22 protein-coding genes and 1 pseudogene are annotated in these 22,759 nt (G+C 69.1%); 2 read left to right on the top strand and 21 right to left on the bottom strand.

Translation table 11 applies throughout. The features are described 5' to 3' along the window. The first annotated feature begins 2 nt into the window (after positions 1-2). Positions 3-788 (top strand): peptidylprolyl isomerase, encoded by a 786-nt coding sequence (locus ACWEPG_RS03310; RefSeq protein WP_452594065.1) that lies wholly within the window; start codon positions 3-5, stop codon positions 786-788. Positions 789-849: 61 nt separating this feature from the next. Here the strand turns inward: ACWEPG_RS03310 and ACWEPG_RS03305 are convergent, their stop codons facing one another. The 6 genes from ACWEPG_RS03305 to ACWEPG_RS03280 all read right to left on the bottom strand — a co-directional run bounded on the left by ACWEPG_RS03305 (position 850) and on the right by ACWEPG_RS03280 (position 7,709). Beyond that, positions 850-1,653, bottom strand: coding sequence for an enoyl-CoA hydratase/isomerase family protein (locus tag ACWEPG_RS03305; protein ID WP_452593894.1), 804 nt, complete (start codon positions 1,651-1,653; stop codon positions 850-852). Further along, complete coding sequence (locus ACWEPG_RS03300; RefSeq protein ID WP_452593893.1) at positions 1,650-3,188, bottom strand: AMP-binding protein; 1,539 nt, start codon at positions 3,186-3,188, stop codon at positions 1,650-1,652. The genes ACWEPG_RS03305 and ACWEPG_RS03300 overlap by 4 nt, the downstream gene beginning before the upstream one ends. A 26-nt stretch (positions 3,189-3,214) precedes the next feature. After that, positions 3,215-4,567 carry an MFS transporter gene (locus ACWEPG_RS03295; RefSeq protein ID WP_452593892.1) on the bottom strand — a complete coding sequence of 451 codons (1,353 nt, stop codon included), beginning with the start codon at positions 4,565-4,567 and terminating at the stop codon, positions 3,215-3,217. Positions 4,568-4,611: 44 nt separating this feature from the next. Further along, positions 4,612-5,841 (bottom strand): acyl-CoA dehydrogenase family protein, encoded by a 1,230-nt coding sequence (locus ACWEPG_RS03290; protein ID WP_452593891.1) that lies wholly within the window; start codon positions 5,839-5,841, stop codon positions 4,612-4,614. A gap of 27 nt (positions 5,842-5,868) precedes the next feature. Continuing rightward, positions 5,869-6,930 (bottom strand): phosphotransferase family protein, encoded by a 1,062-nt coding sequence (locus ACWEPG_RS03285; RefSeq protein ID WP_452593890.1) that lies wholly within the window; start codon positions 6,928-6,930, stop codon positions 5,869-5,871. A gap of 188 nt (positions 6,931-7,118) precedes the next feature. Then, a complete protein-coding gene (locus ACWEPG_RS03280) occupies positions 7,119-7,709 on the bottom strand; it encodes a TetR/AcrR family transcriptional regulator (protein ID WP_452593889.1) in 591 nt (196 codons plus the stop codon). 121 nt (positions 7,710-7,830) lie between these two features. Between ACWEPG_RS03280 and ACWEPG_RS03275 the strand changes: the two genes are divergently transcribed. Next, on the top strand, positions 7,831-8,688 hold the full coding sequence (locus ACWEPG_RS03275) for a crotonase/enoyl-CoA hydratase family protein (protein ID WP_452593888.1): 858 nt from the start codon (positions 7,831-7,833) through the stop codon (positions 8,686-8,688). Between the two features lie 4 nt (positions 8,689-8,692). Here the strand turns inward: ACWEPG_RS03275 and ACWEPG_RS03270 are convergent, their stop codons facing one another. From ACWEPG_RS03270 to ACWEPG_RS03200, 15 genes and pseudogenes are all read right to left on the bottom strand, one after another. Next, a complete protein-coding gene (locus tag ACWEPG_RS03270; RefSeq protein ID WP_452593887.1) occupies positions 8,693-11,014 on the bottom strand; it encodes a RelA/SpoT family protein in 2,322 nt (773 codons plus the stop codon). Between the two features lie 50 nt (positions 11,015-11,064). Next, complete coding sequence (locus ACWEPG_RS03265; protein ID WP_450115052.1) at positions 11,065-11,634, bottom strand: adenine phosphoribosyltransferase; 570 nt, start codon at positions 11,632-11,634, stop codon at positions 11,065-11,067. Continuing rightward, complete coding sequence (locus tag ACWEPG_RS03260; RefSeq protein ID WP_452593886.1) at positions 11,631-13,355, bottom strand: ABC transporter substrate-binding protein; 1,725 nt, start codon at positions 13,353-13,355, stop codon at positions 11,631-11,633. Before ACWEPG_RS03260 ends, ACWEPG_RS03265 begins: the two co-directional genes overlap by 4 nt. Before the next feature lie 4 nt (positions 13,356-13,359). Further along, entirely contained in the window at positions 13,360-14,547 is a 1,188-nt protein-coding gene (gene secF / locus ACWEPG_RS03255; RefSeq protein ID WP_452593885.1) for a protein translocase subunit SecF, read from the bottom strand. A gap of 2 nt (positions 14,548-14,549) precedes the next feature. Then, on the bottom strand, positions 14,550-16,244 hold the full coding sequence (secD, locus tag ACWEPG_RS03250; RefSeq protein ID WP_450134680.1) for a protein translocase subunit SecD: 1,695 nt from the start codon (positions 16,242-16,244) through the stop codon (positions 14,550-14,552). A gap of 115 nt (positions 16,245-16,359) precedes the next feature. Further along, on the bottom strand, positions 16,360-16,713 hold the full coding sequence (gene yajC, locus ACWEPG_RS03245; RefSeq protein ID WP_452593884.1) for a preprotein translocase subunit YajC: 354 nt from the start codon (positions 16,711-16,713) through the stop codon (positions 16,360-16,362). Positions 16,714-16,786: 73 nt separating this feature from the next. Further along, complete coding sequence (ruvB, locus tag ACWEPG_RS03240) at positions 16,787-17,887, bottom strand: Holliday junction branch migration DNA helicase RuvB (protein WP_452593883.1); 1,101 nt, start codon at positions 17,885-17,887, stop codon at positions 16,787-16,789. Next, positions 17,884-18,483 carry a Holliday junction branch migration protein RuvA gene (gene ruvA, locus ACWEPG_RS03235; RefSeq protein WP_452593882.1) on the bottom strand — a complete coding sequence of 200 codons (600 nt, stop codon included), beginning with the start codon at positions 18,481-18,483 and terminating at the stop codon, positions 17,884-17,886. Before ruvA ends, ruvB begins: the two co-directional genes overlap by 4 nt. After that, a complete protein-coding gene (gene ruvC / locus ACWEPG_RS03230) occupies positions 18,480-19,064 on the bottom strand; it encodes a crossover junction endodeoxyribonuclease RuvC (protein WP_450115059.1) in 585 nt (194 codons plus the stop codon). The genes ruvA and ruvC overlap by 4 nt, the downstream gene beginning before the upstream one ends. Positions 19,065-19,159: 95 nt before the next feature. Beyond that, positions 19,160-19,534: a hypothetical protein gene (locus ACWEPG_RS03225; protein ID WP_452593881.1), complete on the bottom strand. Its 375-nt coding sequence runs from the start codon at positions 19,532-19,534 to the stop codon at positions 19,160-19,162. A gap of 49 nt (positions 19,535-19,583) precedes the next feature. Beyond that, positions 19,584-20,336, bottom strand: coding sequence for a YebC/PmpR family DNA-binding transcriptional regulator (locus ACWEPG_RS03220; RefSeq protein ID WP_450115061.1), 753 nt, complete (start codon positions 20,334-20,336; stop codon positions 19,584-19,586). A gap of 83 nt (positions 20,337-20,419) precedes the next feature. Then, positions 20,420-21,073 carry a pyridoxal 5'-phosphate synthase glutaminase subunit PdxT gene (gene pdxT / locus ACWEPG_RS03215; protein WP_452593880.1) on the bottom strand — a complete coding sequence of 218 codons (654 nt, stop codon included), beginning with the start codon at positions 21,071-21,073 and terminating at the stop codon, positions 20,420-20,422. Positions 21,074-21,153: 80 nt separating this feature from the next. After that, a complete protein-coding gene (locus ACWEPG_RS03210) occupies positions 21,154-21,507 on the bottom strand; it encodes a YbaY family lipoprotein (RefSeq protein WP_452593879.1) in 354 nt (117 codons plus the stop codon). 244 nt (positions 21,508-21,751) lie between these two features. Then, positions 21,752-22,567 carry an acyl-CoA thioesterase gene (locus ACWEPG_RS03205; RefSeq protein ID WP_450115064.1) on the bottom strand — a complete coding sequence of 272 codons (816 nt, stop codon included), beginning with the start codon at positions 22,565-22,567 and terminating at the stop codon, positions 21,752-21,754. An 87-nt stretch (positions 22,568-22,654) separates the two neighbouring features. Then, positions 22,655-22,759 (bottom strand): annotated as a pseudogene (locus ACWEPG_RS03200) (pyridoxal 5'-phosphate synthase lyase subunit PdxS); the annotation flags it as partial.

Below are 22,759 nucleotides of genomic sequence, written 5' to 3'. Positions count from 1 at the left end.
CGATGATTCGTACGATCGTCGCCGCGGCAGGCGTCGGCCTGGCCCTGACCGCGACCGCGTGCTCGTCCGACAACGGCGGCGAGTCCTCGTCGACCACCACAGCCACGGCCCAGACCACCCAGCAGGCGCCGGACCTGTCCCGATTCGCGGCGCTCCCCGCCGTCCCCGCTCCGGCCGCGTCGACGGTGTCCTGCGAGTACCCCTCGTCCTCCCGCCAGGCCGCCAAGCCGGTGCAGGCGCCGACCACGACCGACGTCTCCACCGTCGGCACCGCGCAGGTCACCATGGCCACCTCACAGGGGCCGATCGGCCTGACGCTGGACCGCGCCGAAGCGCCGTGCACGGTGAACTCGTTCGTCTCCCTCGCCACGCAGGGCTACTTCGACGACACCCCGTGCCACCGGCTGGTGACCAGCGCGGGCCTGCAGGTGCTGCAGTGCGGCGACCCGACCGGGCAGGGCACCGGCGGCCCCGGCTACGGTTTCGACAACGAGTACCCGACCACCGCATACGCCGCCAACGACCCGGCCGCGCAGCAGCCGGTGAAGTACCCGCGTGGCACGGTGGCCATGGCGAATTCGGGTGCCCCGGGCAGCAACGGCAGTCAGTTCTTCCTGGTGTACGAGGATTCGGTGCTGCCCCCGCAGTACACGGTCTTCGGCACGATCTCCGACGACGGCCTGGCCACGATCGAGAAGGTCGCCGCGGCCGGTGACGACGGCTCGATGTCCGCCGGTGGTGGCAAGCCGAACACCCCGGTGCAGATCGAGACCGTCACGGTCGGCTAGGCCGCTCCGCGACCGATGCGTGGTGTGCGGGTCAGGTACCCGCACACCACGCACGAACACGTCAGCGCCTGCGGTAGGTCGGGCGCCTCTTCCCGAGGAAGGCCGCGGTCGCCTCGGCGCGGTCCTCGGTCAGCGCGGTGAACACCTGCTGCCGGTTCTCGAACTCCACCGACGCGTCGAACGACGCGGTTTCCAGGGCGATCCACATACCCTGCTTGGTCAGCTCCACCGACAGCGGCGGGTTGAGCAGTATCTCCCCCGCCTTCGCCAGCGCGACGTCGAGCAGCTCATCCGGTGGGACCACGTCGGTGACCAGACCGAGCCGCAGCGCCTCACCGGCGTCGAATCGGCGACCGGTGAGCATCAGCTCGTGTGCCCTCCCCGCCCCGATGATCCGGGGCAGGAGCCACGACACCCCGATGTCGCAGGCGGAGAAACCGGCTCGGATGAACGACACCGCGAACACCGCGGGCGTCGCGGCGATCCGGATGTCGCTCGCGCACACCAGTGCCAGCCCGCCCCCTGCGGCCGGACCGTTGACGGCCGCGATCACTGGCTGCGGCAGCTCGTGGAGCTGCTGGGCGAGCCCGGCGATCTCCCGCTGACGGGAGAGCGTCCGCCCGAGCACACCCTCCGCCGCGACCTCGTCCTCGTCGCCGTAGCCGTTCAGGTCCAGGCCCGCGCTGAACGCGCGGCCGGCCCCGGTGAGCACGACGACCCGGCACGAGCGGTCCGCCCCGATGTCGGTGAGCACCTCCCTCAGTTCCCCGACCATCTCCGCGGTGAGTGAGTTGAGCGCGTCCGGCCGGTTCAACGTCACCTGCGTGATGCCGTCGACCGGCCGGACGACCTCGACGGTGCTCACCGCGACACGGTCCGGGTGTACCGGTCGCGCAGGAGTCGCTTGTACAGCTTGCCGGTCGCATGGCGCGGCAACTCGGCCTCGAAGTCGATGCGGCGCGGACACTTGTAGGTCGCGAGCCGCTCCCGACAGAAGGCGAGCAACTCCTCCTCCAGGTCCGGGCCCGCCGTCACACCCGGTACGGGCTGCACGACGGCGTGCACGATCTCACCGAGTTCGTCGTGCGGTACCCCGAACACCGCGGCGTCCGCGACCTTCGGGTGCACGACCAGCACGTCCTCGGCCTCGCGGGGATAGATGTTCACTCCGCCGGAGAGGATGAGGTCCGCGCGCCGGTCCGACAGGTACAGGAAGCCGTCCTCGTCGAGGTAGCCGAGGTCGCCAACCGTGGTCCAGCCCCGGTCGTTGCGCGAGGCAGCGGTCTTCTCCGGATCATTGAGGTACTCGAACTGCAGGCCGCCCTCGGACCAGATGGTGCCCGGTTCACCCGCGGGCAACTCCTGCCCGGTCTCGTCGACGATGTGCGCGGCTCCGAGCAGCGGACGCCCGACCGATCCCGGATGCGCCAGCCACTCGCGGGAGTCCAGCGCGGTGAACAGGCAGTTCTCGGTCGACGAATAGTATTCGTGGACAATCGGTCCGAGCCAGTCGATCATTGCGCGCTTGGTGTCCGGTGGGCACGGCGCGGCGGCGTGGATCACAACCCGGAGCGACGACACGTCGTGTCCGGTCCGCTGCACGTCCGGCAGCTTGAGCATCCGGATGAACATGGTGGGCACCATCTGGGTGTGTGTGACCCGGTATCGCTCGATGAGCTCGAGCGCCCGCTCCGCGTCGAAGCGTTCCATCACGATCGAGGTTCCGCCGTGCCGGTGCACGGTCATGTTGAACCGCAACGGCGCCGCGTGATAGAGCGGTGCAGGCGACAGGTACACGGCGTCGCGGTCGATTCCCCACCGACTGTGCAGCAGTTGGGCGACGCCGGGCGGGGTCCCGAGAGGATGCAGGGGCAATTCCGCGATGACGCCCTTGGGCCGACCGGTGGTCCCGGACGAGTACAGCAGGTCGACGCCCTCACACTCCGCCACCGCCACCGACCCGTGGACCGATGCGACTGCGGCCGAGAGGTTTTCGAACCCGAGTCCCGGATCGTCGATCGTGAACAGGTGACCGGTCGCCGGCAGGTCCGCGGTGGCCCCGGCCGCGGACTCGAGGTACCGGGCGCTCGTGAACAGCACCTTCGTACCGGAATCCCTGAGGATGTAGGCGATTTCGTCGGCGAGCAGCCGCGTCGACAGCGTCACGTAGCGCAACCCGATGCGCTGCGCCGCCCATGCGAGTTTGAGGAACCACGCATTGTTCTCCATCAGGATTGCGACACAGTCGCCGTGCCGCATCCCGCGCGACCACAACAGCGCCGCGATCGCGCGGGAGTCGTCGACCAGCTCGCGATAGGTCACGACGACGCCGGTGTCCGCCATGATGTACGCGGGCCGGTCGGGGTCTGTCACGGCGTGGGTGTCCGGGAAGTCCACCATCGGTTTCGTCCTCCTTCGTCGCGATTTCAGGATGCGAGCGCGGGCTCGTTCGGCTGGGAGTACCTGCGGACGATGGCCAGCAGACAGAGGAGTCCGATCGCTCCGCCGACCGCGATCATCGCGCCAACCTTCCACGCGTTGGCCGGGTCGCCGCCCACGAGCAGCACCATGACCATCGGTGCGAACCCGCCGACGATGGCGGAGATCTGGTAGCCCAGCGATGCTCCGGAGAACCGGACCTCCGGCGGGAACAGCTCGGAGAACAGGGTTCCCTGTGTTCCGGTCTGGAACGACATGGCCACGACGCCGACGATCACTGCGATCGCGAACGGCCACACCTTGCCGGGACCGGATGCGGCGATCAGCAGCCACATCGGCAGGCCCCACAGCGTCATGGCGGCGGTACCGAGACCGAATATCAGCTTGCGACCGAACCGGTCGGACAGGTGGCCGAACAGCGGCACCAGCGGAATCTGCAGCGCGCAGGCGATGAGAATGTAGGTGAGCACGGTCGAACGTTCGACGTCCAGGTAAGTGGTGACGAACTGGACCGAACCGGTGATCATCGTGTAGAAGAAGATGATTCCGATGGCGTTCGAACCGGCAGCGAGGAGCACCGTGCCCGGGTTCTTGCGCAGCACCTCGAGGATCGGCGAGCGTTCCACCGTGGGCGCCTCGTCCAGCTTCTTCGCCACCTTCTTGAACTCGGGAGTCTCCTCGAGGTAGCGGTGGATCGCGAACGCAACGGGCAGCATCACCAGACTGATCCAGAACGGAATGCGCCACCCCCAGCTCAGGAACGAGTCCTGGGCGACGGTCGAGGTGATCACCAGGAACACCACGTTGCCGAGTACGACGCCGATCGGCACACCCAGCTGGGCGAAGCTGCCGAAGAATCCTCTCCGGTTCGCGGGTGCGTTCTCGGTCGCCAACAGCACCGCGCCACCCCACTGCGCGCCGACCGCGAGTCCCTGGCAGATCCGCAGTGTCACGAGAATCATCGGTGCGAGCCAGACGATCTCGGTGTTCGGCACGAATCCGATCAGTGACGTCGCCACGGCCATCATGACGACGGCGGCGACCAGGACCGGCTTGCGCCCGACCTTGTCCCCGAAGTGGCCGGCGAGAACTCCACCGATCGGCCGGGCAATGAAGCCGACCGCGACCGTCGCGAAGGAGTTGACCGCCGCGACGACCTCGTTGCCGGTGGCGAAGAAGGTCGAGTTGAACACCAGCGCGGCAGCGGTGGAGTAGATGAAGAAGTCGTACCACTCCAGTGAGGTGGAGATCGCCGCGGCAATGGCGGCGCGGCCGGCTTTCGGTGGCGCCTCGGTGGTGGTGCCGGGCTGCGGTGTCACGCCCACGGTGTCGGAGCTCATGTCGTGTCTCGATTCGTTCGGGGGGAGGTCGGTCGGGGTGGCGGTCATCCTCGAACCTCGGTGAGGACGGGAGTCGCTGCGAACTCGGCGCGGGCGAGGGAACGCCTGTGCACCTGGTCCGGGCCGTCGGCGATCTGCAGGAATCGGGCCTGCGAGTACAGCATCGCCAGGGGCGTGTCCTGGGACAGGCCGGCGCCGCCGAAGATCTGAATGGCGTCGTCGACGATCTTCTTCACCGTCAGGGGCACGAGGACCTTCGCGGCGGCGATGTCGTGGCGGGCGGCCTTCGCGCCGTCCGTGTCCATCCGCCAGGCGGCGCGCAGAACGGTCAGTCGCGCCGCGTCGACGGCGATGCGCGCGTCCGCGACCGTGGCCTGCACAACCCCCTCGTCGGCCAGCGGCCTGCCGAATGCGACCCGGGTGCGGGCGCGTTCGGCCATCAGCGCGATCGCCCGTTCGGCCATGCCGATCAACCGCATGCAGTGGTGGATGCGCCCCGGACCGAGGCGGGCCTGCGCGACTGCGAACCCCCTGCCCCGCGGGCCGAGCAGGTTGGCCTTCGGTACTCGCACCGCGTGGAACACGATCTCGCCGTGTCCGCCCTCGTGCCGGTCGTCGAATCCGAGGACCGAGGTGGAGCGGACCACCTCGACACCGGCGGTGTCCATGGGCACCAGGACGATCGAGTGGCGTGACCCGACGGGGCCGTCGGGGTCGGTGACACCCATGACCATCGCGACCCGGTTGTCGTCGCGCAGTGCGGCGGTGGACCACCACTTGCGACCCGTCAGAACCCACTCCTCACCCTCGTCTGCGATCTCGAGGCGGATGTTGTTCGCATCGGAACTCGCGACGTCGGGCTCGGTCATCGAGAAGCAGGACCGGATCTCGCCGTCCAGTAGCGGAATCAGCCACTGCTGCTTCTGTTCCGGAGTTCCGTATCGGGCGAGCAGTTCCATGTTCCCGGTGTCCGGCGGGTTGCAGTTGAGTGCCTCCGGCGCGATGGTCGGGCTCCACCCGGTCAACTCGGCGAGGGGCGCGTACTCGAGGTTCGACAGCCCCGCCTCACCACTGTCCGGCAGGAAGAGGTTCCACAGTCCCTGCCGCTTCGCGGCCGCCTTGAGGTCCGCCATGATCGGTGGCGCACCCCACCAGTCGGGCTTGCTCGCCAACTGCTCGGCCGCGATCGCTTCGGCGGGTAACACCCGCTCCTGCATGAACACCGCCAGCCGGGACCGGAGATCCTGCACCTTCGGGCTGTACTCGAAATCCATTGTCTTGAACTCCTGTTCGGGAGATGGTCAGTGTCTGAGCGCAGGGACCGACGAACGCGCGGCCTGGTCTAGGGCGCGCTGCAGCAGCGTTGCGGTCATGTCGGCGACGCCGTCGAAGCCGTCCCCGACGGTCTCCCCCTTGGCGTGTCGGGCGGCTATGCCCTCCACGATCACCGCGATCTTGAAATCGGCGAACACGACGTACCAGTCGATGTCCGGAAGGTCGATTCCCCGCGTGGCGGCGTACCGTTCGAGCATCTCGTCGCGCGTCGGAAACCCGTCCAGCGCTGCAAGTCCCCGGGTGATGGGGTTGGGCACCTCGCCGGGTATGTCCCAGAAGCCGAGCATGATGCCGACGTCGGCGAGCGTGTCACCGAGGGTGGCCATCTCCCAGTCCAGGACTGTCGCGATGCGACCACGATCCTCGCGGGTGACGAGCACGTTGTCGAGCTTCACGTCACCGTGCACGATTCCGGGGAAGTCACTCTGCGGCAGTGCATTCCGGAGCCTCCGCAGGAGTACGTCGACCTCCGGGCGATGGGTGGTCCGCGACGCCTCCCATTGACGTTCCCATCGACCCAGTTGCCGTTCGAGGTAGCCGTCCGGGCGACCGAACTCGGCCAGTCCGACCGCCGCGGGGTCGACGCCGTGCAGCGCGGCGAGGGTGTCGGCGAACGCGAACCCGAGCCGGCGACGCTCGCCGGCGGTGAGGTCGGCGGCCTGTTCCGGGGTGCCGACGGCCACACCGTCGACGAGGTCCATCAGGTAGAACGGGGCACCGAGCACGGACTCGTCCAGGCAGAGGTGAACGGCCCGCGGCACGGGAACCGCGGTGCCACCGAGCGCCTCGATCACCGTGAACTCACGCTTCATGTCGTGTGCGGTCGGCAGGACATGCCCATAGGGGGGACGGCGCAGCACCCACGACCGCGCGCCGTCGGTCAGGCGATACGTGGGATTCGACCGCCCACCGCCGATCAGCGTCGCCGTCAGCTCACCCTCGAGGCCACCCCCGAGCGCACCCCGGAGGTGATCGGCGAGCGACGGGAGGTCGAGGACGGACTGCGTTTCACGCAGGGATGCGGTCACGGGAGATACCCTTCGTCACACTCTCAGCCAAACGATCGTTCGGCTTGAGCAATAGTGACTTAGCGCACGTTAAGTGTCAACAGGCTTCTGCTCCAACGCCCTGACGTGCGGGTGGAGAAATGAGAATGGCGGCGCAGGATGCGCCGCCAATCGATCGTTCGCCACCGACCCGGTCTCCCGGGCTCGGGTCATTCCCGTGCCTGCACCATCGCCAATGCGAGATCCGCGTACCGCTGTGCGAGCTCCTCCGGGGCCAGGGGGCCATCCGGGCGCCACCACGCGCACACCGACTGCCCCATGTTGATGATCGCCCGCGCCGCGTCACGCGGCAGCGGCGTTGCGAACACGGATTCCTCGACACCGCGATCGATGACATCGCGGAATATGCTCTCCTGCTCATCGCGCAACGCGACCACCAGACGCCTGCCATCGTGGTCCAGACTGCGGATCTCACTGGCGCCCACGCGCGCATCCGACTGCCGCGTGGTGTGGAACATGACCCACGCGCGCACCACCGACCGCAGCTGATCCGCCGGAGTGCCTGCCGACCGCACCAGCGCCCCACGCGTCATCGCGATGGCGTCGTGGAGCGCGCGGACCATGATGTCCTGCAGGATCTCCTGCTTGCTCGCGAAATGGTGATAGATCGACGCCACCGTGATGTCGGCGTCACGGGCGATATCCCGCATCGACGTCCCGTGATAGCCCCGCTCGGTCATGTTCCGGACGGCGGAGTCCAGGATCACCTGCCGGCCGACGGTTCCCTTGGCAGCACACATGATCGCCAGCGTACCGAACGACTGTTCGGAGATTGCGCTCGTCGCCCTCCCCTGGCAACCGCACGAATCGACTCCCGAGGAGTAACTATCGCTCGTTCAGTCTGCATGCGACACTGTGCCGATGGAGCACATTCAACTCGACGTCGCCGACGGTCTCGCCACCATCACACTCAACCGTCCGGGGCAGCTCAACGCCTTCACCACGACGATGGAGAACGAACTGATCGACGCCTACGACCGCTGCGACGCCGACGACGACGTGCGGGCGGTGGTCCTGACCGGCGCCGGGCGGGCGTTCTGCGCCGGCGCCGACCTGTCCGGCGGCCCGGACACCTTCGTCGCGTGGAGCGAGGAGCACCGGGACGGCGCGATGCGGCGCGACGGCGGTGGCCGGGTGGTGCTGCGGATGTTCGAGTCCCGCAAACCGATCATCGCCGCGGTCAACGGCCCGGCGGTCGGGGTCGGCATCACGATGACCCTGGCAGCGGATTTCCGCATCGCTGCCGACGACGCCCGCATCGGATTCGTCTTCAACCGGCGCGGCCTGGTCCCCGAGTCGTGTTCGACGTGGTTCCTGCCGAAGTTGGTGCCCCTGCAGACCGCCCTGGACTGGATCTACTCAGGGCGGATCGTCGACGCCGCGGAGGCGCACACCGCCGGACTGTTCCATTCGCTGCACCCGAAGGAGAGCGTCGTGGACGAGGCGTACGCGCTGGCCCGCCGGATCACCGAACACTCCGCACCGGTGTCCGTGGCACTGTCCCGGCAGATGGTGTGGCGCATGCTCGCCGCCGACCATCCGATGCTCGCGCACCGCGTCGAATCCCGCGGCATCAACCTCCGCGGTGTCGCCGCCGACACTCGCGAAGGCATCGCCGCCTTCCTGGAGAAGCGGCCGGCGACGTTCCCCGATCGGGTGTCCACGGACCTGCCCGACGTGTTCGGCGCCGACCTGCCCGACCCGCCGTTCGGAAGCTGAGCCGCTATGCGGCACTGGTCATCCGGTAGACGTCGTACACGCCCTCGACGTTGCGGACCACGTTGAGGACGTGCCCGAGGTGCTTCGGGTCGCCCATCTCGAAGGTGAACCGGCTGATCGCGACGCGATCGCCGGACGTGGTGACCGACGCCGAGAGGATGTTCACCTTCTCGTCCGCGAGCGCCTTCGTCACGTCCGACAGCAGCCGGTGCCGATCGAGGGCCTCGATCTGGATCGCTACCAGGAACACCGACGACGCCGACGGCGCCCACTGCACCTCGATGATCCGCTCCGACTGCCCACGCAGCGACGTCGCATTGGTGCAGTCGGTGCGGTGCACGCTCACCGCGCCGCCGCGCGTGACGAAGCCCATGATCTCGTCGCCGGGCACCGGGGTGCAGCACTTGGCGAGCTTCGCGACCGTGCCCTCGGCGCCGGGCACAAGCACCCCGGAGTCCGTGCCGCGGCGCGGGCGCATCGGCATCGTGGACGGCGTCGACCGTTCGGCGAGCTCCTCCTCCACCGCGCCGACCCCACCGAGCTGCGCCACCAGGCGCTGCACGACGTGCTGGGCCGAGACGTTGTGCTCACCGACCGCTGTGTACAGCGCGGAGACGTCGGCGTACCGCAACTCGTGCGCAATCGCGGTCATCGATTCGGCGCTGAGCAGCCGCTGCAGCGGCAGACCGCCGCGCCGGACCTCCTTCGCGATCGCTTCCTTGCCTGCTTCGAGCGCCTCCTCGCGGCGCTCCTTCGCGAACCACTGACGAATCTTCGCCTTGGCGCGCGGTGACACCACGAACGACTGCCAGTCCCGGCTCGGTCCGGCGTTCACGGCCTTGGAGGTGAACACCTCGACGACCTCGCCGTTCTCGAGGGTGCGTTCGAGCGCGACGAGACGGCCGTTGACGCGGGCGCCGATGCAGCGGTGCCCGACCTCGGTGTGCACCGCGTACGCGAAGTCGACCGGTGTCGACCCGGCGGGCAGCGTGATCACGTCGCCCTTCGGGGTGAAGACGAAGATCTCCTTGACCGCGAGGTCGTAGCGCAACGACTCCAGGAACTCGCCCGGATCGGCGGCCTCCCGCTGCCAGTCGAGCAGCTGTCGCATCCACGCCATGTCGTCGACCTCGGCGGCGTCACCGGAATGCCTGCCCTTGGTCTCCTTGTAGCGCCAGTGCGCGGCGATGCCGAACTCGGCGGTCCGGTGCATCTCCCGGGTGCGGATCTGTACCTCCAGAGGCTTGCCCTCGGGGCCGATCACGGTCGTGTGCAGCGACTGGTACACCCCGTACCGGGGCTGCGCGATGTAATCCTTGAACCGGCCCGCCATCGGCTGCCACAGCGAGTGCACGACACCGACGGCGGCGTAACAGTCGCGGATCTCGTCGCACAGGATCCGGACACCGACGAGGTCGTGGATGTCGTCGAAGTCGCGGCCCTTGACGATCATCTTCTGGTAGATCGACCAGTAGTGCTTGGGGCGGCCCTCGACGGTCGCGTTGATCCGTGACGCCACCAGGGTCGCGTTGATCTCGGCCCGAACCTTCGCCAGGTAGGTGTCGCGGGACGGCGCGCGGTCCGCGACCAGGCGCACGATCTCCTCGTACTTCTTCGGGTGCAGGATCGCGAACGAGAGGTCCTCGAGCTCCCACTTCACGGTCGCCATACCCAGCCGATGCGCAAGCGGCGCAATGACTTCCAGGGTCTCGCGGGCCTTGCGCGCCTGCTTCTCCGGCGGCAGGAATCGCATCGTGCGCATGTTGTGCAGGCGGTCCGCGACCTTGATCACCAGCACGCGCGGGTCGCGCGCCATGGCGATGATCATCTTGCGGATCGTCTCGGCCTCCGCGGCGTTGCCAAGCACCACCTTGTCCAGCTTGGTGACGCCGTCGACCAGGTGGGCGACCTCGTCGCCGAAGTCGTCGGTCAGCTGGTCCAGCGAATAGCCGGTGTCCTCGACGGTGTCGTGCAGGAGTGCCGCGACCAGGGTGGTGGTGTCCATACCCAGTTCCGCGAGGATCGTCGCGACAGCCAGGGGGTGCGTGATGTACGGGTCGCCGGACTTGCGGCTCTGGTGGGCGTGACGCTCCTCGGCGACGTCGTAGGCACGCTGCAACGTCGCCAGGTTCGCCTTCGGGTACAGCTCGCGGTGGATCGCGACGAGCGGTTCGAGAACCGGCCGGATCGCCGCGTTTCGCTGAGCGGTGATCCGTCGGGCCAGCCGAGCCCGCACCCGACGCGACGCCGAGGTCGGAACCGGCTGCGCGGCCGCGTCATTGGGCGTCACTCTCCCGGACCCGGACCTGTCGAGGTTCTGCGTCATATCCGTCACCTCCCACCGATCGAACTTCTCACCCGAGCCAACTGTAGTCCTCAGACCTTCAGCAACGAGGTCAGCGGGCGGTCCGGGAGTCGGTCACGCCCGCGGAGCGACTCGATCTCGAGCACCACCGCGATCGCGACCACCTCGGCGCCCGCAGCCTCGAGCAGTTCCGCGGCCGCGCCCAGGGTGCCGCCGGTGGCCAGGACGTCGTCGATCACCAGCACCCGGCGCCCGTGCAGATCGATGCTGTCGGCCGGAATCTCCAGCGTCGCGGACCCGTACTCGAGCTGGTAGGACCGGGCCAGCACCGGCGGCGGCAACTTGCCGGCCTTCCGGACCGCGAGCACCCCGGCGTCCAGTGCCCGGGCCACACCGGCTCCCAGCAGGAATCCGCGGGCGTCGATGCCCGCGACGAGATCGACATCGTCACCGAGTGCGGCCATCGCATCGACGACGTCACGGTAGGCGGCAGCATCGGCGAACACCGGAGTCAGGTCCGCGAACCGCACACCCGGCTCCGGGAAGTCGTCCGCCCAGCGGATCAGACGTGCGACGTCGGCGGAGGCGGAGGCGAGTGCGCTCTCGGCCGAGCCCGAGGAGAAGGTGCTGTCGGTGTTCACCGGAGAAGTATCCACCGGTCCATGTTCCACCCCGCCCCGGCGACGGTCGTATTCGGGACCGCCGCGTGCATGCCGTTCGCGATCGACGTGGTCCGGGGCGCCGCGAACAGCGGGATCGACGGCATGTCCGACCACAAGATGTTCTCGGCCTCGGTGGTCAGGTTCAGGCGGCTGCCGTCGGAGGTGTCGACCGCCAGCTGGTCGGCGATCTCGGTGACGCGACCGTTGCGGTAGTTACCGATGTTGGTGCCGTTCCCGGTGGCCAGCGCGTATGCGGGCGGGACCAGCGAATCCAGCCCTGCAGCGCCCTGCGCGGAGGAGGTGCCACCGAGCGCCGCGTCCACCTGGCCCGCTCCGAGCGCACCCTGACCGAAGTCGGGCGAACTCGCGTCCTGCACGGTGATCCCGGCCGGCGCGCAGGCCGCGGCGACGTCGGCGACGATCTGCGCACGCCGAGCGTCCGGGGCGAGGTAGCCGACCCGCACGGTGATCGGGCCCTGACCCGAGGCCGCGAGAGCCGACTTCGCGGCGTCGACATCCGGCTGCAGGTACCGCTCCCCCACCACCCCGGCTGCCGTCGGGTAGATCAGCATGTCCTGCTGCGCCAATCGTGAATTGAGCACGCCCGACCCGAGTCCCGACGAGTGGTCGAAACCGGGGTGTCCGTACTCGTCGAACAGGTCCTGCCGCGGTACGCACGAGGCAAACGCGCGTCGTGCGTCGGCGGACCCGAACACGCCGCCGGTGGCGAGCACGAACTGTTCACTGCTACGGGACGGCTGCGTGAGGGTGGTGAACCCGTCTCCGGGGGCAACGCCCTCGATGGCACCGGCCCCGACGTCGATCACGTCGAGATCGCCGGCCTCCAGGCGGGCGGGCAGGTCGGAGTTCTTCGGCCACACCACGATTCGATCGGTGCCCGGTTTGTTGCCCCACCAGCGCTCGTTCGCGACGAGCGTCACCCCGCCGTCCTCGTCCACCGAGTCCAGCCGGTACGGCCCGGAGGACGGGAACAACGCCGGATCCGCCTGCCCCGGAACGAGATTCCATCCCGTGTTCCAGAACCCGGCGAGCCGGCCGATCGCCTCGGTGTCCCCGGACTGCACGGCGGCCACGACGTCGGGAACTCCTCCGATCCGGCCGGCGACGTGCGAGGGCATCAGCTCGGTCGCACCGAACAACCCGCGCCAGTCCGCGTACGCGCGCCCCGGCTTGAACACGACGGTCGCATCCTTGGCGCCCGGCTGGCAGTCCACCCGGTCGATGTCGGCGTAACCCGCCCGGCTGGCGGCGTGGAACTCCGGGAACCGGCCATTGCCCGCCGCCCAGGTGAGCACCATGTCGTCGCAGGTGATAGGAACCCCGTCGGAGTAGACGGCGGCGGGGTTGATCCGGTAATTCACGGTCAGTGTCTCGCCCGGCGCCGTCATCGCGCTCCCGACGTCACCGTCGGACAGGGCGGTGCCCTCCGGGCCGATGTAGCTCAGCCCGGCCAGCACCCGGACGAACGCCTGCCGCGCTCCGCTCGCTGCGCCGTCCACCGTGTTGGCGTTGTACGTGCTGACCACGTTGTCGATGCCGTAACCGATCGACGGGACCTGGTCCTCCTGGGCGCCGCAGGCCGCGCCGGTCGCGATCAGCGCGAGTGCGGCGACGACTGCCGGGGCCCGCTTCCTTCCGTTCCGTCGACGCCCGTCGCCACCACTCGCACTGCTCCGCATGTTCCTAATGCCTCTTCTTGTCGCGCTTTCCGGTCGGCCTGGCGCCCGGCTTGGGCGCCTCACCGGGCCGCCGTGAGGCGGCCGTCGGCCGCGCCCCGGCCGAGCCTGCCAGTGCGGCGGCCGAAACCGAATTCGACCCGCCGGACCGTTCGGCCCGCCGCGCGAGCACCTTCTTGGTGTGCGCGGAGACCGGCCCCCACCTCTCCTTGATCGACACCAGCAGCGGGGTGGCGAAGAAGATGGACGAGAAGGCGCCGACGACGATGCCGACCAACTGCACGACCGCGAGGTCCTTGAGGGTGCCGACGCCGAGCAGGCCGACGGCGACGACGAGCAGGCCGATCACCGGCAGCACACTGATGACGGTGGTGTTGATCGATCGCATCAGGGTCTGGTTGACCGCCAGGTTCGCCTGTTCGGCATAGGTGCGCCGGGTGGTGTGCAGGACGCCGCGGGTGTTCTCCTCGACCTTGTCGAACACCACGACGGTGTCGTACAGCGAGAAACCGAGGATCGTCAGCAGACCGATCACCGTCGCCGGCGTGACCTCGAGTCCGACCAGTGAGTACAGGCCGGCGGTGACCACCATGTCGAAGAACAGGGCCACGATCGCGGCGATCGCCATGTCCCGTTCGAAGCGGATCGCGATGTAGACGCTGACGATCACCAGGAACACCACCAGCGCGATCAACGCCTTCTTGGTGATCTGGCTGCCCCAGGTCTCGCTCACGTCGGCGACACTGATCGCATTCTTGCTCGGTACGCCGTTCTTGTCCTCCGGCTGGAACTCGTCGAACAACGCGTTCTGCAGTTCGACGGTCTGCCGCGCGTCGAGCGCGTCCGAGCGGATCTGGATCGTCGCGCTGTCGCCGGAACCGACGGTCTGCACCGACACCGGATCGTGCCCGAGCGTGTCCGCGTAGACCTTCTCGACCTGTTCGGTCGTCGCCCCGGAGGCCGCCGGGAACTGGATCCGCGAGCCGCCCTCGAAATCGATGCCCAGCGAGAAGCCGCGGAAGATCATGCTCAGGATGGAGATCGCCACGACGGCGGCGACGATCCCGTAATAGAGCTTGCGCTTTCCGACGACCTCGAACGCGCCGGTCCCGGTGTACAGCCGCGACAGCAGACCGTGCTTGGGCAGGGCCGCCTCGTCGACGACGCTGTCGGGGATGTCCGTGCTGTTGCTCATGTTCAGGACTCCTTCGCCTGCGTGGCGGCGGCCGCCGTCTTACGTTCCCGTGCCACCTGGCTCACGGCGCCGAGCCCGTTGACGCTGGGCTTCGACCAGAACGCCGACTTCGACGCCAGGTGCACCAGAGGATGGGTCACCAGGAACACCACGAGGACGTCCAGGATGGTGGTCAGGCCGAGGGTGAACGCGAAGCCCCGGACCTGGCCGACGGCGAGCACGTACAGCACGGCCGCGGCGATGAAGCTCACGGCGTTGCCGGACAGGATGGTCCGGCGGGCGCGGGCCCAGCCGCGAGGCACCGCGGAACGGAAGCTGCGGCCCTCACGCATCTCGTCCTTGATGCGCTCGAAGTACACGACGAACGAGTCGGCGGTCATACCGATACCGATGATCAGACCCGCGATGCCCGCGAGGTCGAGCGTGAAGCCGATGTAGCGGCCGAGCAGGACCATGATCGCGTAGACCAGCACACCCGACAGGATCAGCGACAGCGCGGTCAGGATGCCGAGCATCCGGTAGTAGACCAGGCAGTACAGCAGCACCAGGACCAGGCCGATCGCGCCCGCGATCAGACCCGCCTGCAGCGACGCCAGTCCGAGGGTCGCCGACACGGTCTCGGCCTCCGACGCCTGGAACGACAGGGGCAGCGAGCCGTACTTGAGGGTGTTCGCCAGTTCCTTGGCCGTGGTGGCGGTGAAGTCGCCGGTGATCGACGTGGCGCTGCCCGCGGGGGTCGCCCCCTGGACGACCGGCGCGCTGACCACCTTCGAGTCGAGAGTGAACGCGGCCTGCTTGCCGATGTTGGCGGCCGTGAACTGCGCCCAGGTGTTGCTGCCACCGGACTTGAAGGTCAGGCTGACCTCGTGGCGGGCCTGCTGGGTGTTGAACTGGGAGGTCGCGTCCGAGATCTCCTGGCCGTCGATGATGCTCGGGCCGAGCAGGTAGACGGTGGTGCCGTCGGTGGAGCACGCAACCAGAGGCAGGGCGGGATCGTCGTTGCCCTGCAGCGGGTCGGCGGCGTTGCAGTCGAGCGTGGCCATCGCCTGCTGCTGCACGGCCGGGTCGGTGCTCTGCCGGGTCGCCTTCGCGGCCGCGATCTGCGCGGCCGCCTCGTCACCCTCGTCGGCACCCGCGGCCGGCGCCGGAGTCTCGGTCTGCGGTGCCTCGGTCGGCGGGACGGTGGGCTCCTGCGCCGGGAAGGGCCGGTTCTGCGGTGCCGGGGCCTCGGCGGCCGGGGCGGGAGTCTCCGGGGCGGGTGCCGGGGCAGGCTCAGCGGGCGCCGGGGCCTGACCCGACTGTGCCTGCGCGTTCGCAGACACCTGGGAGCCGAGCACCGGGCGGATGTACAGGCGCGCGGTCTGGCCGAGCGTGCGGGCCTGGGCGCTGTCGTCACCCGGCACGGTGATCACCAGGTTGTCACCGTCGATGACCACCTCGGAGCCGGACACACCGAGTCCGTTCACCCGGGTCTCGATGATCTCCTGGGCCCGCCGCAGGCTGTCCTGGCTCGGTGTGCTTCCGTCCGGGGTTCGCGCGGTCAGGGTGACGCGGGTTCCGCCCTGCAGGTCGATGCCGAGCTTCGGGGTCGGGGACTTGTCCCCGGTGAAGAAGACGAGCGCGTACAGGGCGGCGACGATCAGCCCGAAGATCACGAGCGAACGCGCAGGCCGTACGGCTCCGCTGGGTGATGCCACGATCCGTAGTTCTCCTAGTGCTCAGTGCGGACTGGTCGCAGTAGCCGTGTCCGCGCAACCCGCCCCGCACGCGACCGCTGCCGAGTGTGCTCACTCGGCAGCGGAGGCGATCAGGTCAGTCCTGGTCGAGGCGACGCTGGGTCTGCTCGGGGGTCTCGTCCTGCACGGGCGAGTCCACGACATCGGAATCCACGACATCGGAATCGGTGTCGGTGTCCTCGGTGACGAGCTCGCGAACCACGAGGCGCGACCAGGTCGTCACGACGCCCGGTGCGATCTCCAGCTCGACGGTCGTGTCGCCGAGCGCGGCCACGGTGCCGTGCAGGCCCGCCGTGGTCATGATGCGGTCGCCGACCTTCAGCGAATCCTGCAGATCAGCGGTCTTCGCCATCTCCTTCTTCTGACGCCGGATGCCCAGGAACATCGGCACCAGCAGAACGAGGATCAGGAGCGGAAACAGCAATTCCATCGTTGAAGTCAGTCCTTGAGGGTTGTCGACACGACCGGTCCCGTGCGGACCGGCGCAGTACACCAGTGTGCCATCACTCCCACACACCCTGCTGCGGTTCGTTGACACGTACATCTATTCCGCCCGTCGCGGCGTCCGGCGGCGGCGTCATTCCGAGCTGCTGCCAGGCGGCGGCGGTCGCGACGCGGCCCCGCGGGGTGCGCGCGACCATGCCCGCCCGCACCAGGAACGGCTCGCACACCTCCTCCACGGTGCTGGGCTCCTCCCCGACCGCGACGGCCAGCGTCGACACTCCGACCGGGCCACCACCGAAGCTGCGGACCAGCGCGCTGAGCACCGCCCGGTCGAGGCGGTCGAGGCCGAGCTGGTCGACGTCGTAGACCGCGAGCGCGGCCCGTGCGATGTCGCGGGTGATCACGCCGTCGGCACGAACCTCCGCGAAGTCCCGCACGCGACGCAACAGTCGGTTCGCGATTCGCGGGGTGCCGCGCGACCGGCCCGCGATCTCCGCGCTCGCCTCCTCGCCGAGCCGGACACCGAGAATTCCCGCTGACCGCAACAGGATTCGCTGCAGTTCGGGCGGATCGTAGAAGTCCATGTGGGCGGTGAAACCGAACCGGTCCCGCAGCGGCCCGGTCAGCGCACCGGACCGCGTCGTCGCGCCGACGAGCGTGAACGGCGCGACCTCGAGCGGAATCGACGTCGCTCCCGGTCCCTTGCCGACGACGACGTCGACGCGGAAGTCCTCCATCGCCAGGTACAGCATCTCCTCGGCGGGACGCGCGATGCGGTGGATCTCGTCGATGAACAGCACGTCGCCCTCGACGAGGTTGCTCAGCATCGCAGCCAGGTCACCGGCCCGCTCGAGCGCGGGTCCCGAGGTCAGTCGCAGCGAGGTGCCCAGCTCCGCGGCGATGATCATCGCCATCGACGTCTTGCCGAGTCCGGGCGGACCGGACAGCAGGATGTGGTCGGGCGTGCCGCCGCGCAACTTCGCGCCGGCCAGCACCAGTTGCAGCTGTTCGCGGACCCTCGGCTGGCCGATGAAGTCCTCGAGAGAGGTGGGCCGCAGGCTCGCCTCGATGTCGCCGTCACCACTGACCAGCTCCGCCGAGACCGGCGACTCGGCGGGGTCGACGGTGTCCCCGTCCTCGAACGCCCCGCGCTCGGTCACCGGGTCTTACCCAGCAGGGCCAGTGCGGACCGCAGGGCACGCGAGGTGTCCGCTTCGGGGTCGGCGGCGAGCACCGAATCGGTGGCCGGTTCGGCCTGCTTGAGGGGGAAGCCGAGCCCGACCAGCGCCTCGACGATCTGGTCCCGGATCGGCCCCGCCGCTGCGGCGGCCACGGGCGACCCCGGGCCCGCGGGAACCGCCTCGACCTTGTCACGCAGTTCGACGACCATCCGCTCGGCGCCGCGCTTGCCGATCCCCGGAACCCGGGTCAGCGCGGAGACGTTGCCCTCGGCGAGCGCCTTGCGCAGCGACTCCGGCTCGAGGACCGCGAGGATCGCCATTGCCAACCGCGGCCCGACACCCGACACCGTCTGCAGCAACCCGAACAGGTCGCGGGACTCGGTGTCGTGGAAGCCGTACAGCGTCATCGAGTCCTCGCGGACGATCATCGCCGCCACCAGCCGTGCCTCCGCACCGCGCTCCAGCGTCGCGAGCGTCGCCGGGGTCGCACTCAGGCGGTAACCGACACCCGCCGCCTCGATCACCACGTGATCGAGCGCGATCTCGAGCACCTCACCGCGCACCGACGCGATCATCTCGAACCTGCCTTCTCCATCCGGGACTTTCTCTCCTGCGCCAGCCGGGCCTCGTAGCGCTTGCGCTGCTCGGCCGCCGCGGCCTCCGCCTGCGCCATCCTCGACAGCATCGGCGCCCGCCAACAGTGACAGATCGCCAGCGCGAGGGCGTCGGCGGCATCGGCGGGTTTCGGCGCGGTCGCCAGCCCGAGGATCTTGGTGACCATCGCGGTGACCTGCTTCTTGTCCGCGGCGCCGTTGCCGGTGACGGCGGACTTGACCTGGCTCGGAGTGTGGAAACAGACGTCGATGCCGCGCCGCGCGGCCGCCAGCGCGACCACGCCACCGGCCTGTGCGGTGCCCATCGCGGTGCGCACGTTGTGCTGCGAGAAGACCCGTTCGACCGCGACGACCGTCGGACGGTACTCGTCCAGCCACCGCTCGGCGGCGTCGGCGACCAGCAGCAACCGGTTCGCGAGGTCCATGTCGACGGGAGTGCGGACGACGTCCACCGCGACCGGCACGACCTCGCGCCCGCGGCCCGCGTCGACCACCCCGAACCCGCACCGGGTCAGTCCGGGGTCCACTCCGAAGACACGCACGCGCCCACCTCTCGACATCTTGCGAACAGCTGTTCGAGAGTATAGGCGCGTGCACCGACACCGGCCGGGACCAACACGGCCCCGGCCGGCGCCGGTCATCTGTTCGATCGGATCGCGGCCAGGTCACGACCGTCGCGGAGCTGGGCGGCGATGGCCTCGATCCGGGCCGTCGACGCCCCCCAGCCGCGGACCGCCTCCTCGTGGACGACCTTTCCGTCGCGTCGAACCACGACGATCCACGGCACGCCGAACAGCACGCGTACGACCACCCACACGGGCAGCAGCAGCAACAACAGCAGGAACTCGAGGCCGACCACGAGCGCGAGGACCAGCACCGGCAGCATCAGGACCAGCAGGACGATGCCGATGACGGCGCTGATCGGGTCGTCCCCGAGCGAGATGCCGTCGAAGCCGGGTCCCCAGTCGGGGACCGACGTCCGCCGGCGCCAGGGCAGCCATCGCCGCCTCACACTCCAGCGGACGTCCCGACCGTCACGGAACCGCACGGGGGCGTGCCGCTCAGGCGTCGAGTTCGGCGAGCACCTCGTCCGAGACGTCGACGTTGGTGTAGACGTTCTGCACGTCGTCGGACTCCTCGAGCGCGTCGACGAGCTTGAACACCTTGCGAGCGCCGTCGACGTCGACCGGCACCTCGACCGAGGCACGGAAGTCCGGGTCGGCGGAGTCGTAGTCGATCCCCGCGTCGACCAGGGCCGTGCGCACCGCGATCAGGTCGCCGGCCTCGGCGACGATCTCGAACTGCTCGCCGAGGTCGTTGATCTCCTCCGCGCCGGCCTCCAGCACGACCTCGAGGATCTCGTCCTCGCTGCGGCCGGCCTTGTCGAGCACGACGACACCCTTGCGGGTGAACAGGTACGACACCGATCCCGGATCGGCCATGTTGCCGCCGTTGCGGGTCATCGCGGTGCGCACCTCGCCGGCGGCGCGGTTGCGGTTGTCGGTGAGGCACTCGATCAGCACCGCGACGCCGTTCGGGCCGTAACCCTCGTACATGATGGTCTGCCAGTCGGCGCCGCCGGCCTCTTCACCGGCACCGCGCTTGCGGGCGCGCTCGATGTTGTCGTTGGGGACCGAGGTCTTCTTCGCCTTCTGGATGGCGTCGTACAGCGTCGGGTTTCCGGCCGGGTCACCACCGCCGGTGCGCGCGGCGACCTCGATGTTCTTGATCAGCTTCGCGAAGGCTTTACCGCGCTTGGCGTCGATCACGGCCTTCTTGTGCTTGGTGGTGGCCCATTTGGAATGGCCGCTCATACGTGAATTCCCTCTTCCCGGTGTGTTTGGGTGCGCCCGCAGCAGCGAGGCGGCCACGGCGGGAAGCACACAGTAGCGCCAGTTTACCCGCGCTCGGCCCTGGCCCGGCGAACCATGCCCACGAACAGTTCGTGGATGCGCCGATCGCCGGTGACCTCGGGGTGGAAGGACGTCGCCAGGACCGCCCCCTGCCGCACCGCGACGACCCGCCCCGCGGCGGGCCCCTCCGGCACCGTGGCAAGCACCTCGACACCCTCGCCGACCCGTTCGACCCACGGCGCCCGGATGAACACTGCGCGCATCCGCTCCCCCTCGACACCCGTCACGTCGAGGTCCTCCTCGAACGAATCGACCTGGCGGCCGAAGGCGTTGCGCCGCACGGTGATGTCGAGGCCGGACAGGCAGTGGGCGTCGGGCCGGGTGTCGAGCACCTCGGACGCCAGCAGGATCATGCCCGCGCACGACCCGTACGCGGGCATGCCCGCCCGCAGTCGTTCCCGGATCGGTTCGAGCAGGTCGAAAACCACCAGCAGCCGGCTCATCGTCGTGGACTCGCCGCCGGGGATGACCAGCGCGTCCACCGCGTCCAGTTCCTCGCGGCGGCGGACGGTGATCGCGTCGGCCCCCGACGCACGCAGCGCCGCGAGGTGCTCACGCACGTCACCCTGCAGGGCCAGCACGCCGACCGTCGGTCGGTCGGCGAGTTCCTCGGCGGGCGTGGTCACGGGTGCGTACACGGTGTTGATGACTGTTCCAATCTCATTTGCCGGAAAGGGTTTTCGAGTCGTCGGGCCGGCCGCCTGCGCGCCGGACGTGTTCAGGCGCGGCGTACACCCACCAGAAGCAGATACTGCTCGGGGACCGGACCGGCCGTGGGGACCGGGTGCGCGGTGTCGGTGGTCCAGTGCAGTTCGCCGTCCACGTCGATGCGCGCCCGCACCGCCAACCGGGCCCGTCCGTCGATCGCGGCACGGTCCGTGGTCAGGGTGAAGGGCACCGGGACACCGGCCGCGTCGGTGATCCGCTGGGTTGCCAGCACGGTGGCAGGCACGTCCATCCGCGAGACGTCCTCGAGGGTGACGGTCACGACCGCACCGCGGGGCCACGCGATCCGCTCCCGGTACAGGACGTCACCGGTCACGGTCAGGGGATCCGGGGCGGTGGGCTGCACAGATAGAGGATACGGGGGGTGACGACGCGTCAACACACGGCCACCCCGGCCCTCCGCGGCGCCGAAACCCCACCCGACCGACACAAGCTGTCGGTGGCCACCGGCATGGCCGGACCGTCCCTGGACGCCATGGCGTCGGTGGCATCCGGTCGAGGGCACCACAGTGCTCTCGCAGCTCACCGAGGCGCCGCTCGGTCACGGGATCGGCTACCACGTCGTGCAGTTCGCGCCGGCGTGACCGGGGTCAGTCCCGCAGCAGGCGGGTCAGTCCCTCCTGCACGACGGCAGCGACGATGGTGCCCGAGCGGTCGAAGATGCGGCCCTGGGTCAGCGCCCGCCCGAAACCCGCGGACGGCGAGGACTGGTCGTAGAGCAGCCACTCGTCGGCGCGGAACGGACGCAGGAACCACAGGGCGTGGTCGAGCGAGGCCTGCTGGAGTCGGGCGTCGGCGTGCGGCACCTGTGCCGACCCGAGCAGCGTCATGTCGGACATGTACGCGAGCGTGCAGATGTGGAAGACCGGATCCTCGGGCAGGGTGCCGCGGTACCGGAACCACACCTGCTGCTGCGCGGGCACACCCGGGCGACGGTCGATGTCCTCCTGCGGAACGAACCGCAGATCCCAGTCGGCCCACTCCCGGAACTCCCACGACAGCTCGTCGGCCGACAGCGCGGTGTCGGGCAGGTCCTCGGGATCGGGCACGGGCGGCATCCGGTCCCCGTGCTCGATGCCGACGTCGCCGACGTGGAACGACGCGGACATCGTGAAGATCGCCTGCCCGTCCTGGACACCGGTGACCCGGCGGGTGCAGAACGACCGGCCGTCACGGATCCGGTCCACGAGGAAGACCGCCGGGATGGTCGGGTTGCCCGGCCGCAGGAAGTACCCGTGCAGCGAATGCACCCGGAACTCCGGGTCGACGGTGCGCACCGCGGACACCAGTGCCTGCCCGGCGACCTGACCGCCGAACGTTCGGGTCAGCATGGTCTCGGCGACGATCCCGCGGAAGATGTCCTTCTCGAGCTGTTCGAGTTCGAGAATCTCTTCGATCGACGACATGTCGTTCCCCTTCCGGCGGTGCTCAACGTAACAACGCGACGGCCCCGCATCGTGGATGCGGGGCCGTGCATGGTCAGCGGTGGTGGGTCACCAACCACGCTCGGCGAGCCGGTGCGGCTGCGGGATCTCGTCGACGTTGATGCCGACCATCGCCTCGCCCAGACCACGCGAGACCTTCGCGAGCACATCCGG

This window comes from Rhodococcus sp. NPDC004095 (assembly GCF_053604015.1).
Note: the sequence above shows the minus strand (reverse complement) of the source record. Positions and strands in the feature narration are given on the sequence as shown.

What these genes read in the sequence shown, in the direction of transcription:
- ACWEPG_RS03295 (WP_452593892.1), bottom strand. Translation starts at nt 4,567, where the DNA reads ATGAGCTCCGACACCGTGGGCGTGACACCGCAGCCCGGCACCACCACC.
- yajC (WP_452593884.1), bottom strand. Translation starts at nt 16,713, where the DNA reads ATGGAATTGCTGTTTCCGCTCCTGATCCTCGTTCTGCTGGTGCCGATG.
- ACWEPG_RS03290 (WP_452593891.1), bottom strand. Translation starts at nt 5,841, where the DNA reads ATGGATTTCGAGTACAGCCCGAAGGTGCAGGATCTCCGGTCCCGGCTG.
- ACWEPG_RS03310 (WP_452594065.1), top strand. Translation starts at nt 3, where the DNA reads ATGATTCGTACGATCGTCGCCGCGGCAGGCGTCGGCCTGGCCCTGACC.
- ACWEPG_RS03205 (WP_450115064.1), bottom strand. Translation starts at nt 22,567, where the DNA reads ATGTCGTCGATCGAAGAGATTCTCGAACTCGAACAGCTCGAGAAGGAC.
- ruvA (WP_452593882.1), bottom strand. Translation starts at nt 18,483, where the DNA reads ATGATCGCGTCGGTGCGCGGTGAGGTGCTCGAGATCGCGCTCGATCAC.
- secF (WP_452593885.1), bottom strand. Translation starts at nt 14,547, where the DNA reads ATGAGCAACAGCACGGACATCCCCGACAGCGTCGTCGACGAGGCGGCC.
- ACWEPG_RS03300 (WP_452593893.1), bottom strand. Translation starts at nt 3,188, where the DNA reads ATGGTGGACTTCCCGGACACCCACGCCGTGACAGACCCCGACCGGCCC.
- ACWEPG_RS03275 (WP_452593888.1), top strand. Translation starts at nt 7,831, where the DNA reads ATGGAGCACATTCAACTCGACGTCGCCGACGGTCTCGCCACCATCACA.
- ACWEPG_RS03270 (WP_452593887.1), bottom strand. Translation starts at nt 11,014, where the DNA reads ATGACGCAGAACCTCGACAGGTCCGGGTCCGGGAGAGTGACGCCCAAT.
- ACWEPG_RS03220 (WP_450115061.1), bottom strand. Translation starts at nt 20,336, where the DNA reads ATGAGCGGCCATTCCAAATGGGCCACCACCAAGCACAAGAAGGCCGTG.
- ACWEPG_RS03260 (WP_452593886.1), bottom strand. Translation starts at nt 13,355, where the DNA reads ATGCGGAGCAGTGCGAGTGGTGGCGACGGGCGTCGACGGAACGGAAGG.
- ACWEPG_RS03280 (WP_452593889.1), bottom strand. Translation starts at nt 7,709, where the DNA reads ATGTGTGCTGCCAAGGGAACCGTCGGCCGGCAGGTGATCCTGGACTCC.